At 74.9% G+C, this 13,487-nt stretch carries 11 protein-coding genes; 10 read left to right on the plus strand and 1 reads right to left on the minus strand.

The annotated features are described in order from the left end of the window. The first annotated feature begins 223 nt into the window (after positions 1-223). From IE329_RS18145 to IE329_RS18185, 9 genes are all read left to right on the plus strand, one after another. Positions 224-2,044, plus strand: a complete 1,821-nt coding sequence (locus IE329_RS18145) for an alkyl/aryl-sulfatase (protein WP_190211948.1) — start codon at positions 224-226, stop codon at positions 2,042-2,044. A gap of 2 nt (positions 2,045-2,046) precedes the next feature. Further along, positions 2,047-3,423 carry a glutaminase A gene (glsA, locus tag IE329_RS18150; protein ID WP_190211949.1) on the plus strand — a complete coding sequence of 459 codons (1,377 nt, stop codon included), beginning with the start codon at positions 2,047-2,049 and terminating at the stop codon, positions 3,421-3,423. Positions 3,424-3,641: 218 nt separating this feature from the next. Next, complete coding sequence (locus tag IE329_RS18155) at positions 3,642-6,332, plus strand: GH92 family glycosyl hydrolase (RefSeq protein ID WP_229927557.1); 2,691 nt, start codon at positions 3,642-3,644, stop codon at positions 6,330-6,332. Positions 6,333-6,572: 240 nt separating this feature from the next. Continuing rightward, the gene (locus IE329_RS18160; protein ID WP_229927550.1) at positions 6,573-8,651 is read left to right on the plus strand and encodes a SpoIIE family protein phosphatase; all 2,079 of its coding nucleotides are present in this window, start codon (positions 6,573-6,575) and stop codon (positions 8,649-8,651) included. A gap of 346 nt (positions 8,652-8,997) precedes the next feature. Continuing rightward, positions 8,998-9,753, plus strand: coding sequence for a hypothetical protein (locus IE329_RS18165; RefSeq protein ID WP_190211951.1), 756 nt, complete (start codon positions 8,998-9,000; stop codon positions 9,751-9,753). Further along, entirely contained in the window at positions 9,750-10,088 is a 339-nt protein-coding gene (locus IE329_RS18170; protein ID WP_190211952.1) for a winged helix-turn-helix domain-containing protein, read from the plus strand. Before IE329_RS18165 ends, IE329_RS18170 begins: the two co-directional genes overlap by 4 nt. Positions 10,089-10,392: 304 nt before the next feature. Continuing rightward, the gene (locus tag IE329_RS18175) at positions 10,393-10,878 is read left to right on the plus strand and encodes a cupredoxin domain-containing protein (RefSeq protein ID WP_190211953.1); all 486 of its coding nucleotides are present in this window, start codon (positions 10,393-10,395) and stop codon (positions 10,876-10,878) included. A gap of 402 nt (positions 10,879-11,280) precedes the next feature. Beyond that, positions 11,281-11,472, plus strand: a complete 192-nt coding sequence (locus IE329_RS18180; protein ID WP_190211954.1) for a hypothetical protein — start codon at positions 11,281-11,283, stop codon at positions 11,470-11,472. Between the two features lie 371 nt (positions 11,473-11,843). Next, the gene (locus tag IE329_RS18185) at positions 11,844-12,374 is read left to right on the plus strand and encodes an HPP family protein (RefSeq protein WP_190211955.1); all 531 of its coding nucleotides are present in this window, start codon (positions 11,844-11,846) and stop codon (positions 12,372-12,374) included. On the opposite strand, the gene IE329_RS18190 is transcribed toward IE329_RS18185, so the two are convergent. Continuing rightward, entirely contained in the window at positions 12,362-12,670 is a 309-nt protein-coding gene (locus IE329_RS18190; RefSeq protein WP_190211956.1) for a hypothetical protein, read from the minus strand. The genes IE329_RS18185 and IE329_RS18190 overlap by 13 nt on opposite strands. Positions 12,671-12,731: 61 nt before the next feature. Between IE329_RS18190 and IE329_RS18195 the strand changes: the two genes are divergently transcribed. Then, a complete protein-coding gene (locus IE329_RS18195) occupies positions 12,732-13,457 on the plus strand; it encodes a TetR/AcrR family transcriptional regulator (RefSeq protein WP_190211957.1) in 726 nt (241 codons plus the stop codon). Positions 13,458-13,487 lie beyond the last annotated feature (30 nt).

Below are 13,487 nucleotides of genomic sequence, written 5' to 3' on the forward strand. Positions count from 1 at the left end.
CCGAGTGCGCGTCCGGCGGGCGGGGCCCCCGCCGCGCTCCCGTGCTGCGCCCGACCGTCCGCCAACATGCCGGATCAATCCCCTTTCTATAGGTTTGTCCCGACGGGAGGCCCGCACGCCGGTGCGGACCTCCACGGCGTGCGGGGGAGCGGGACGACGGCTCGCCCGTCCCGGGCCGGGGACTCCGGGCCCGGTACCTGCGAAGGGCTCCGAAAGGCGCGGCATGAGCACCCTCCCGTTCGAGGACACCACCGACTTTGAGAACGCCGACCGCGGGTTCGTCGGCGCCCTGTCGCCCGCCGTCGTGAAGGCCGCCGACGGCCGGGTGATCTGGGACAACGACGCCTACGACTTCCTGAAGGCCGACTGCCCGCCGACCGCGCACCCCAGCCTCTGGCGGCAGGGGCAGCTGGCGGCGAGGCAGGGCCTCTACGAGGTCACCGACGGCATCTACCAGGTGCGCGGCCTCGACCTCTCCAACATGACCCTGGTCGAGGGCGACACTGGGGTCATCGTCGTCGACCCGCTGATCTCCGCCGAGTGCGCGGCCGCCGCCCTGGAGCTCTACCGCGAGCACCGCGGCCCCCGCCCGGTCACCGGCCTGATCTACACCCATTCGCACGGCGACCACTTCGGCGGCGCGCGCGGCGTGCTGCCGGAGGGTCACGCCGCCGTCCCGGTGATCGCCCCCGAGGGCTTCCTGGAACACGCGGTCAGCGAGAACGTGTACGCCGGCAACGCGATGACCCGCCGGGCGATGTTCATGTACGGCGACCGGCTGCCGAAGGCCGCGGACGGCCAGATCGGCGCGGGCCTCGGCATGACGACCTCGGTCGGCACCATCACGCTGATCCCGCCGACGGTGGACGTCACCCGCACCGGGCAGGAGGAGACGGTGGACGGCGTACGCATGGTCTTCCAGCTCACCCCGGGCACCGAGGCGCCGTCGGAGATGAACTTCCTCTTCCCCGACCGCCGCGCCCTGTGCCTGGCCGAGAACTGCACCCACACCATGCACAACATCCTGACGCTGCGCGGCGCCGTCGTGCGCGACGCCCGGATCTGGTCGCGCTACCTGGACGAGGCGATCGACCTCTTCGGCGACTCCACGGACGTCGCCTTCGCCTCCCACCACTGGCCCACCTGGGGCCGGGAGAACGTCGTCCGGCTGGTCTCCGAGCAGCGCGACCTCTACGCCTACCTGCACGACCAGACGCTGCGGATGCTGAACGCCGGGCTCACCGGCCCCGAGATCGCCGAGGAGATCCAGCTGCCGCCGGCCCTGGAGCGCGCCTGGCACGCGCGCGGCTACTACGGCTCGCTCAGCCACAACGTGAAGGCCGTCTACCAGCGCTACCTCGGCTGGTTCGACGGGAACCCGGCCCACCTCTGGGAGCACCCGCCGGTGGAGCTCGCCAAGCGCTACGTCGACCTGGCCGGCGGCCCGGACGCCGCGCTGGCCAAGGCCGTCGGGTACGCCGACGCCGGCGACCTGCGGTTCGCCGCCACGCTGCTCAACCACCTGGTCTTCGCCGACCCCGGCAACGACCGGGCCCGGGACCGGCTCGCGCACGTCTACGACCGGCTCGGCCACGGCAGCGAGAACGGCACCTGGCGCAACTTCTACCTGATGGCCGCCCAGGAGCTGCGGGAGGGCCCCGGCACCGCCCTGCTGGACGCCGCCAACCCCGAGATGCTGATGGCGCTGACGGTCGAACAGCTGCTGGACTCGATCGCGATCCGGGTCGACGGCCCACGGGCCTGGCACGAGCACCTGCTGGTCGACCTGGTCGTCACCGACCAGCGCCGACGCTTCCGGCTGACCCTGCGCAACGGCGCCCTGACCCACCTCGCCCACCCACTCGACGCCGCCCCGCGCGAGCCCGCGGTGCTCACCCTGACCCTCACCAAGGCGCAGCTGCTCGGTGTGCTGGCGGGCCACGGGCTGGAGGGCGTCACCGTCGACGGCGACCCCGCCGTCCTGGGCACCCTGTTCGGGCTGCTCACCGAGCCCGACCGCTCGTTCCCGATCGTGACCCCCTGACGGTGGCCGCCGGGCCCGACGTGGTCACCGAGGCCCTGGCCGACATCCACCGGCGCCTCGGCGCCCTGGACGAGGGGGAGCCCGCGGCCTACATCCCCGAGCTGGCCCGGGCCCGGCGCGAGGGCTTCGGGCTGGCGCTGGTCAGCATGGACGGGCACCGCTACCAGGCCGGCGACGCGGCGGAGCCGTTCACCCTGCAGTCGGTGTCCAAGCCCTTCGTCTACGCCCTCGCGCTGGCGGAGCTGGGCCTGGACGAGGTCGGCCGCTGGGTCGGCGCCGAGCCCAGCGGGGAGGCCTTCAACGCGATCAGCCTGGAGCAGGGCACCGGCCGCCCGTCCAACGCGATGATCAACGCCGGGGCGATCGCGACCACCGCGCTGGTGCCGGGGGCGACCCCGGCGGAGCGGTTCGAGCGGATCCTCGCCGGGCTGAGCGCCTTCGCGGGGCGGCGGCTGGACGTCGACGCCGCCGTGCACGCCTCGGAGGCCGCGACCGGGGACCGCAACCGGGCCCTCGCGTACCTGATGCGCGGGGCCGGTTCGCTGGCCTGCGACCCGCTCGCCGCCACCGACCTGTACTTCCGGCAGTGCGCCGTCCGGGCGACCGCCGCCGACCTGGCGGTGATGGCGGCGACCCTGGGCAACGGCGGGGTCAACCCGGTGACCGGCGAGCGGGTGGTCGGCGAGCGGGTCGCCGTGCAGGTCCTCTCGGTGATGGCGACCTGCGGCATGTACGACGCCTCCGGGGAGTGGCTGCTGCGGGTCGGGCTGCCCGCGAAGAGCGGGGTGTCGGGCGGGCTGATCGCGGTCAGCCCGGCCCGGTTCGGGGCCGCCTGCTGGAGTCCGCCGCTGGACCGGTCCGGCAACCCCGTCCGGGGCACCGCCGCGCTGCGGGAGCTGTCGGAGCGGTTCGGCCTGCACCTGATGCTGAGCCCGGCACCGGCCGCGCCGACCGTCGTCGCCTGGCCGTCGGCCGGGACGGCGCGGCGCCGGGGCGCCTTCGCGGTGGTGGCGGTGCAGGGGGCACTGGACTTCACCGCCGCCGAACGGGTGCTGTTCGAGCTGGAGAGGGGGACCGCCGGCCCGGTGCTGCTCGACCTCGGCCGGGTCACCCGGCTGGACACCGTCGCCCGGGTGATGATCACCGCCACGCTGGTCAGGCTCGCCGCCGGCGGCCGCCGGGTGGCGGTGGCCGGCGAAGTCCTGCCCGCGCCGCCGGACGCGCCCTGGGAGCGCCTCGGCCCGGACGGTGACGGGCCGGACCGTGCCGGGGCGGAGGGTGCCGGGCCGGACCGTGCCTGGGCGGAGGGTGCCGGGCCGGACCGTGCCGGGGCGGACGGCGCGGACGCGGACTCCGCCGGCCCGGACACCGCCCGCTGAGGCCGCCCCGGGCGCCGGCGTTGCGCCATCCGCCTTCACCCCGCTCGTGGCGTCGGGCGCGCCCCCGGACGATCACGCCCGCGTTGGTAGTCTGCACACGCACTCCGTGCGACCTGCCGCGTGCCACGAGGCCTCCCCCACGGCCGATGTGACGGACCATCACCCCATGGCGGCCCACCCTGATCCGCTCACGAATCGCCTGTGCGGTCGGCGCCGCACTGCTCGCCGTCGCAGGCCCCGCCGGGACGGCCGTCACCCCCGCGCACGCGGCCGCCGTCCCGCTCACCCGGTACGTCGACCCCTTCGTCGGCACCGACGACAGCACCGCCCCCGACCCGGTGCCGGGCGGGGCCGGCGGCAGCACCTACCCCGGGGCGGTCGTCCCCTTCGGCGGGGTCCAGTTCAGCCCGGACACCCCGACCGCCTCGCCGTCCGGCTACCGGTGGTCCGACACCTCGGTGGAGTCCTTCAGCCTGACCCACTTCGACGGCGCCGGCTGCCCCAACAACGAGGACCTGCCGCTGCTCCCGGTGACCGGCGACCTCACCGCCTCCCCGGGCAGCGCCTGGACGGACTACGCCTCCGGCCACCGCAAGGCCGAGGAGTCCGCGGCCCCCGGCCGGTACCGGACCAGGCTCGACCGGTACGCCACCGACGTCGAACTGACCGCCACCACCCGCACCGGCATGGGCCGGCTGACCTACCCCGCCACCGACACCGCCCGGCTGCTCATCGGCACCGGCCGCAGCGCGACCGGCGACCGGCCCGGCAGCATCCGGATCGACGGTTCCCACGTGACCGGCAGCGTCACCGCCGGCGGCTTCTGCTTCTCCTCGAAGACCTACCAGATCTGGTTCGACCTGCGCTTCGACCGCGCGCCGACCGGCTTCGGCACCTGGTCCGGGGCGACCGTCGAGCCCGGTTCGGCGAGCGCCTCCGGCACCGGTACCGGCGGGTACCTCACCTTCGACACGACCGGCGGGCGGAGCGTCCGGTTCAAGGTCGGGCTCAGCTACGTCAGCGCCGAGGGCGCCCGCCGCAACCTCGACGCCGAGAACCCCGGCTGGGACTTCGACGCCGTCAGCAGAGCCGCGGACACCGCCTGGAACGAGGTGCTCGGCCGGGTGCTGGTGGCCGGCGGCCGGGAGAGCGAGCTGCGGAAGTTCTACACCGCGCTCTACCACGTGTTCCAGAGCCCGAACGTGTCCGGCGACGTCGACGGCGCCTACCGGGGCTTCGACGGGGCCGTGCACCACGCCGACCACCCGGTCTACCAGAACTACTCCGGCTGGGACATCTACCGCTCCTGGGCGGCGCTGATCGCCCTGCTCGCCCCGGCCGAGGCCGTCGACATCGCCCGGTCGATGGTGCTGGACGGGCAGCAGGGCGGGCTGCTGCCCAAGTGGTCGCAGCAGACCGACGAGGAGTTCGTGATGAACGGCGACCCCGGCCCGATCGTGGTCGCCGGCCTGTACGCCTTCGGCGCGCGGGACTTCGACACCGCGGCGGCGCTCGCACTGATGGAGAAGTCCTCGGCCGGGGGCACCAGCCAGGGCCGCCAGGTCCGCGGCCGGCAGTCCGGCTACACCCGGCTCGGGTACATCGCCGGGGACCCGTCCGACTCGCTGGAGTACTCCGCCTCCGACTTCGCGGTGGCGCAGTTCGCCCGGGCCCTGGGGGACCAGTCCTCGTACCGCACCCACATGACCCGCGCCCAGTGGTGGCGCAACACCTACGGCCCGGACGCCGGCTACGTGCAGCCCAGGGACCAGGCCGGGGTCTGGTCCTGGCCGCTGGACCCCGGGAGCGGCTCGCGCTTCACCGAGGGCAACGCGGCGCAGTACAGCTGGACCGTCCCCCACGACTACGCCGGCCTGATCGACGCGATGGGCGGCCGGCGCACCGCCGTCCAGCGGCTGGACCACCACTTCGGCGAGCTCAACGCCGGACAGAGCCGGCCGTACTACTACATCGGCAACGAGCCGGAGCACGGCGTGCCCTGGGCGTACAACTTCGCCCGCCACCCGGCCGGGGCCGCGGACGCCGTCCGCCGGGTGGCGGCCGAGTCCTTCGGCACCGGCCCGGGCGGGCTGCCCGGCAACGACGACCTCGGCGCCACCTCGGCCTGGTACGTCTGGGCGGCGCTCGGGATGTACCCGGTCACGCCGGGCGCCGACACCCTGGCCCTGCACGGGCCGCTCTTCCCGGCGGCCCTGATCAGGCGCCCGGGCGGCGACATCGCCATCAGCGCCGCCGGCACCGGCCGCTACGTCCAGGGGCTCTCGGTCGACCGGACGCCCACCACCCACAGCTACCTGCGCTATCCGGACCTCGCCCACGGGGCCGCCCTGGAGTACACCATGGGCGAAGCACCCGGAGCCCGCTGGGGCACCGGCGCCGACGACGTGCCGCCCTCCTTCCAGGACGGCGCGCCGGCCCTGCCCGCCCCGCCGCCCGAGCGGGGCCCGGACCTCGCGCTCGGCGCCCCGGCCACCGGCTCCGCGCCCTGCCCCGGCGGCGGCGCCGCCGACCGGGCCTTCGACGGCGCGCTCGGCAGCGCGGCCGGCTGGTGCTCGGCGGAGCCGGACCCCTGGCTCCGGGCCGACCTCGGCGCCGTCCGGACGGTCTCCTCCTTCGTCGTCGCCCACGCCGGACTCGGCGGCGAGAGCACCGGCCGCAACACCGCCGCCTTCCGGATCGACACCAGCGCCGACGGCGTCGAGTGGACCCCGGCCGTCTCCGCCACCGGCTCCCGGGCCAGCCGCACCGAGCACGCCGTCCCGCCACGCCCGGCCAGGTACGTACGGCTGACGGTCGACGTCACCGCCAACGCCCCGGCCGGCGGCGGCCCGGAGCCGGCCCGGATCCAGGAACTGGAGGTGTACGGGGACGGGCCCGCTCCGCGCTGAGACGGCGCGCCGGGCCCGCTCCGCGCCACCCCGCCCGTCGCACTACCTGCCGGTGAGCCCGGTGCGCCCGCTGCGCCGGGCCGCGGGCCGCGGGGAGGGTTCCGGCGCTGCTCCGGCCCGGGGGCCGGGGCGAGAAGCGGCGACGCACCAGCGATTCGTACCGGGCCGCCGCCCGCCCGCTCTGCCATGGTGGGGGAAAGGATCACGACGGAACAGGTACGGCTGCCCGGAGGTTTCACGGTGCGGGAATCGGATCGCGACGAGGGGGAGGCCGCCCTCCTGACGGCACTGTTCGGCGGGGCGCCGCGCTGCTGGTACGTCCTCGACCGCGAGTTGCGACTGGTGCAGCTCAACCGCGCCGCCCGCGCCCTCCGCTGCCTGCCCGGCGAGGAGGCCATCGGCCGCCGGCTGACCGATTTCGTCCCCGGATTCCCCGCCGCCGAACTGACCGGACTCGCCGGCGAGGTGCTCGCCACCGGAGCCACCCTGACGGGCCGGCTGCTGCACGGCCACCCGGCGGCCGCCCCCGACCGGGCCCAGGTGCTCTCGCTGACCCTCTACCGGCTGGAGGACGGCGTCACCGGCGGGCCGGGCGAGCCGCTCGGCGTCGCCGTCGCGGTCGAGGACGTCACCGCCCGGGAGGCCGCCGCCGAACGTCTCGCCGTCCTGCACCGGGCCAACCAGGCCATCGGCTCCACCCTCGACATCGCCACCACCGCGCAGGAACTCGCCGACGTCACGGTGCCGCGCTTCGCCGACGCCACCACCGTCGACGTCCTCGACGAGGCCTGGCGGGCCGGCCCCGCCCACGAGGGGCCCGTGTCCCCGGACCACCCGCTGCGCCGCGCCGCCTACCGCACCCGCCACGGCGGCGAGCTCCCGGTGCGCATCGGCCGCCTCAACACCTTCCCGTTCCCGACCCCGTTCACCCAGAGCCTCGCCGACATCCGGCCCCGGCTGGTCAGCCGGCTGGACTACGGCGAACCCTGGATGGGGACCGACCTGGCCACCACCGAACGGTGGCGGACCGCCGGCGTGCACTCCCTGATCGTCGCCCCGCTGGTCGTCCACGACACCGTCCTCGGCCTGGCGGCCTACTACCGCTACGAGCGGCCCGACCCGTTCGACGAGGACGACCTGGAACTCGCCCGGGAACTCACCGCCCGCGCCGCCCTGAGCCTGGACAAGGCCAGCAGCTACGCCCGCGAACGCACCGTCGCCACCGCCCTCCAGCGCTACCTGCTGCCCCAGCAGCCCCCGTCGGTCTCCGCCGTGGACGCGGCGCACCTCTACATAGCGGGAGGTGCCGGCAGCGACTGGTACGACGTCATCCAGCTCTCCGGGGCCAGGGTCGCGCTGGTCGTCGGCGACCTCGCCGGCCGCGGCGTCGAGGCCGCCGCCACCATGGGCCAGCTGCGCACCGCGGTGCGTACCCTGGCCGCGCTCGACCTGCCCCCGGACGAACTGCTGGAACGCCTGGACACCACCGCCGTCCGCCTCGCCCGGGACAGCGCGGTCGCCCCCGGCGGCGTCCCCGGGGAGGAGCTGATCGCGTCCTGCCTCGTCCTCACCTACGACCCGGTCTCCCGCCGGTGCACCGCCGCCCGGGCCGGCCACCCGCAGCCCCTGGTGCTGGACGCGGCCGGGCAGGCGCTCCCGTTCGAGGTGCCCGTCGGCCCGCACCTCGGGGTCGGCGGCGCCGGCTTCGAGAGCGCCACCGTCGAACTGCCCGAGGGCAGCGTCATCGCCCTCTACACCAACGGCCTGGTCACCGACCGGGGCCGCGACAGCGACGCCTCGCTGGCACGCCTGCAGCAGGTCCTCGCCCAGCCCGGCCGCAGCCTGCAGGAACTCTGCGACTCCGCGGTCTACACCCTGGTGCCGGAACGGCCCGACGACGACGCCGTCCTGCTGCTCGCCCGCACCCACCACCTGGCCCGGGAGAACGTCGCCGCCTGGACCTTCCCCGACGACCTCGCCGTCGTCTCCAAGGCCCGTGAGCTGGCCGAACGCCAGCTCGTCGCCTGGGGCCTGGACGACCTGGTGTACAGCACCCAGCTCATCGTCAGCGAACTCGTCACCAACGCCGTCCGTTACGGCAAGGGCGCCGTCCAGCTGCGCCTGATCCGGGACCGGACCCTGATCTGCGAGGTGTCCGACCGGACCAACACCGCCCCGCACCTGCGGCAGGCCCGCAGCACCGACGAGGGCGGCCGGGGCCTGTTCATCGTGATGCAGCTCAGCGCCCACTGGGGCACCCGTTACCTCCGCGAGGGCAAGACGATCTGGGCCGAGCAGCCGCTACCGGGAGTGCCCTGACGGTACGGCCCTGCTCGGGCGGCGCGACGGCCGGGAGCGTCCGGGCGGGCACGGGTCGTGCCGACCCGTGCCCGCCCGCGGAACCGCGGCCGGGAGCGCCCTGCCGCCCCGGCGCGTGGCTCGCGTCGGCCCGTGGCCCGGCCCTGGCGCGGGCGGGCCTGTGGCCTGTTTCGGTTCGCGGTGCCGTGGGCCGTCCGCCCGGGCATGACTCCGAACCGCGTGGGGCGGACGACCGGCCCGTCGCGCCGTACCCCGGCCGTCCGGGGGAGGCGCGCGCCCTCTCGGGATCTCCGGCCTCTCGCGCAGGTCTCTTGTCACAACTGGTTTGTGATGCAAAGCTGACTGCATGACAGACGCAACCGTGCCGTCATCGGGCACCCCACGCGAAGTCCTCGCCGGCCTCGGCGAGCTGACCCGTCAGGTCCGCGCCGCCCAACGCGGCGCCTGGTTCCCCCTGCTGCTGTTCGGCCTGCTCACCCTCGGCGGGATCCTCGTCAGCCGCCTCACCACCAGCATCCGGACCGTCACCACCTGCCCGCCGGCCCCGGGCTCGGCGGACGTCCCCACGAGTTGCACCGTCGTCACGCAGGGGTCGCCGCTCTACTGGACGCTCGGCCTCGGCCTGGCGTACGCGGCGATCGCGGTCTTCTACGTCCGCCGTTCCCGCAACCGCGGGGTCGGTACCCCGGTCCGGCCGTACATCCTGGCCGGGACCGCCCTGGCCGCCCTGGCGGCGGCCACCGCGTTCTGGAGCCTCCGCCAGGGCGTCCTGGAACCCGGTGCCCCGTTCGACCTCTGGGGTCTGCGGCTCGATCCCGCCGCCGGGACGACCGCCTTCCTCGAACGGCTCATCGGGAACGCCGCGGCCATCGGGTTGCCGCTGCTGGTGCTGTCCTGGGTGGAACGCAGCCGCGCCCTGCTCCTGCTCGCCGTGGTGTACCTGGCCGTCGAACTGGTGCCGCTCAGCACCGGCTGGGCCGGGAGCCTCGGCGCCCCGCCGTGGTCCGCCGTGCCCCGGCTGGGCGTCCCCGGCCTGCTCCTGCTGCTCGGCGCCCTCGGCTTCGGCCTGGCCGAGCTGTCCCGTCAGCGCAAAGCCTCATGATCGCCGAACCCGGTCAGCACCCGGTCAACGGCCTGGACGACGTGGTCCACCAACGGGTCCGCCTGGGCATCCTCACCGTCACCCACCAGGCCCGACGGGTCGAGTTCGGGTTCCTGCGCACGGCGCTCGGCCTCACCGCCGGAAACCTCAGCCAGCATCTGGCCGTGCTGGAGAAGGCCGGACTGGTCGACGTCGAGAAGGGCTACGAGGGCAAGCGCGCCCGCACCTGGCTCTCCCTCACCCCGGCCGGCCACCGCGCGCTCCAGGACGAAGTCACCCAACTCAAGCGGCTCATCCATCAGATCGAGCAAGGGGGTTCGGAGCCGGGGTCCTAGCCCCGATTATGGGTCCTGGCAGGGGGTGCTGGGGCGCCGGGGAGCCGGCGCCGTCGCGGCCGGCGTACTGGCCACCGAGGGGGCGAGGGCCGGGGCGGGCCGGGGGAGGGGCGGGGGTCTGGGCCGGGCCGGGGAGGGGTCGGGGAGGGGTCGGAGGGGCCGACCGGTCGAACCGGGGCCGCTCGTTCGGGTGGCCCGGAGACCCTGACGGGTGGGTGGACCCGCCCCCGGCGACCGGCCTGCGGGAGTCTGGCCACCGGCGGCCCGCCTCCCGGCGGGCACGGACCCGAAAGGCCGGAGCACCATGCTGCCCACCAACCCCCGCCGGTGGCGGACCGCCCTCACGGCCGTCACCGTCCTCGCCCTGCTGGGCCTCGCCGGCTGCTCCTCCAGCAAGCCGAGCACCCCGAGCACCCCGGCGCCGGCCACCGCCGACACCACGCCGACCACCGGCGGGACACCGTCGCCGTCCGCCGGCTCCGCGAGCCCCACGTCCGCCGGCTCCGCGTCCGCCTCACCCAGCGGGACCCCGGCGGCCGCCGTCACCGTGACCATCAAGGACTTCGCGTTCAGCCCGGTCGCGGTCACGGTGACCCCGGGCGCGACCGTCACCGTGATCAACCAGGACAGCACCACGCACACCGTCACCTCGGTCACCGACGGCCTCTTCGACACCGGCGACATCGCCGCCGGTCAGACGACCACCTTCACCGCCCCGACCACGCCCGGTGAGTACCGGTACATCTGCAGTATCCACCCGAACATGCACGGCACTCTGACGGTGCAGTAGGAGTGGTCGAGGGCCTGGTCCGGGCGGGGCCCCGGTGCGGCCCGGGCCTCGGGTCGCGGGCTGTGGGGTTGCCGGGCCACCGGGTGGCCGGGGGCCATGTGGCCGGGTTGTCGGGTGGGCGCTTGGGCGTTCCCGGGGCTGTCGCGCCTGGCCGGCCCCGGCGCGGTGGGGCAACCTGGCCAAGGGCGCGCGCGCACGGCCTCCGGGCCCTCGCCCTTCTGCGAGGCGGAGGGCGGGTGGGGTCGAGAACCCCGTCCACCCCCGGCGGAGCCGGCCGCGTTCCTCCGGTTCGCGGTGGCGGTCCCTGGGCACCGGGCTTCGGGCCGGCCCCGGGAGAGCGCCGGCGGACCGACGCGCACCGAGGCGGCCGAGGCGGAACCGGTGCCGACGTACGGTGTCGGTATGAGCGACGAGGACGAGGCTGTTGCCGCCCGGTCCGGGGTGCCGGAGCCGGAGGGCGGCGAGGCCGCCTGCTGGCTGAACCGGGTCTGCCCCGAGTGCGACGCGGTGCTGGACATGGCGCCGCCGGCGGTCTGCCACCGCTGCGGGGCCGAGGTGCGTCCGGGGCAGTCGTGGGAAGGATCGCCGGCCTAGAGGTTTCCTGAGGATGGGGCTCCTGAGGGGGCTCCTGAGGTGGGGCTTCCTGCGTCGGGTTGGCCGGGGCCGGGTTGGCCGGGGTCGCGCGGTCGGAATCGGGGCGGCCAGTGCCGGGGTCGGGGTCGGGGTGGCCGGTGCCGCGCGGCCGGGGCCGGGACGAGGACCCCGGGTGCGGCGCGGGGTGGTGACACGGGTAGATTTGTCCACCAATGGACTGCGCCGTCCGGGATCCGGAGCCGAGCGCATGGCCCGGCCGCGTCGATCACGCGGGCCCGCCGTACGGAACTGTCGCGGTGGTGCCGGGCCGATCCCGACCCCCGTCCAACCCCGGGCCAGTGACGTCCGGAGCTTTCCGGAGTACCGCGCCCATGAGCACCGACCAGGCCACCCGCCCGCGCCCTGCCCTGCGGCCGCCGGTCAGCAGGGCACCCGCCTCGCCGAGCCTGGGCACCATGCTGCACGCGACCACCTCGTCGATATCGGTGCTGCTGCTGATCGTTGCCGCGGGGGCGCTGCTGCACCAGCCGATGCTCATCCCGCCCTTGGCGGCCAGTGCCGCTCTGGTGCACAGCACCCCGGCCCTGCCGCTGGCGCAGCCGCGCAGTCTGGTCGGCGGGCACCTGCTGGCGGCGCTCACCGGCTTCGCCGTGCTGGCCGTGCTCGGCAGCGCCACCTGGGCCGCCGCCCTGGCCGGCGGCCTGGCGCTGGCGGTCATGATGCTCAGCCGGACGCAGCACACGCCGGCGGTCGCCACCGCCGTGATCGTGGTGCTCCAGGCGCCGCGACCGGCCCGCTTCCTGCCGCTGCTGCTGGCGGCGACCGTCCTGATCGTGCTGGCGGCGATGGCCGCCACCCGCGCCAAGCGCGGCGGCCCGGCCTACCCGTCCTACTGGTGGTGACGGTGCTCCTGCCCCGGCCTTCGAAAGCGCCCCCGCGGGGCGCTTTTTTCGTGCTCGGACGGGGTGGGCGCGGCGGCGGGGCGAGCGGGGTCGGCCTGTCGATCATGTTCGGGACGTACGCGTTCGTGGAGTCCGGGTTTCGGTGTGGCTGCGTTCGTGACGGCCGTGTTCGTGACGATCACGTTCGTTGCGGTCGTGTTCTCGGTGCACTCGGCGTCCATGCTCGTGACGGTCATGTTCGCGACGAATACGTTCGTCACGAACGCATTCGTGACGTACTTGTTCGTGACGAACATGTTCGTTAGAGTTGAGGCATGACAGCGCACTCTGAACGAACGTGTTCGTTATCTTGGGGGGATGACAGCACACTCCGGTACTCCCCACAGCCGTCGGGAGCGCCCCTCGAAGCCGGCCCTCACCCGGGACGGCATCGTCGCGACCGCCGTCGGGATCATGCGCGAGGAGGGCCTGCAGAAGGTCACCATGCGCCGCCTGGCTCAGGAGCTCGACACCGGGCCGGCCTCGTTGTACGTCTACGTCCGCAACACCGCCGAGCTGCACGCGGCGATCCTGGACGAGCTGCTCGGGACCGTCCCGCCACCCGCCGCGGGCGGATCGTGGCGCGAGCGGCTGGAGCAACTGCTCGGCTCGTACACCGACATGCTCTTCGCCCATCCGAGCCTGGCCCAGTCCGCCCTGGTGGCGCGTCCCAGCGGTCCGCACTACCTCGACCTGATCGAGCGCGTGCTGGCACTGCTGGCCGAGGGCGGGGTCCCGGCCGGTCAGGCGGCCTGGGGGGTGGACGTGCTCCTGCAGCACGCCACCGCCACCGCCGCCGAGCACGCCACCCGGGTCGGCTCCGCCAACGCCCAGGAGGAGATGGACACCCTGGCCAGGGTCCTCCGGGAGACCTTCGCCGGGACGCACCCGCACATCGCCGCGCTCGGGCCCGCCCTGATCGCGGGTCCGCCCTCGGCACGTCGTTCCTGGGGCTTCCAGATGCTGATCAACGGCATCGTGCACACCCCCGTGCCGGTCGCCGGCGAGCCCGCGGCCGCACCGGGCGGTGACGACCGCGGCTGAGTACCGGCGGTAGTCCCGCCGCCAAGGGTC

Source organism: Kitasatospora indigofera, from assembly GCF_014655955.1.
Taxonomy (GTDB): domain Bacteria; phylum Actinomycetota; class Actinomycetes; order Streptomycetales; family Streptomycetaceae; genus Kitasatospora; species Kitasatospora indigofera.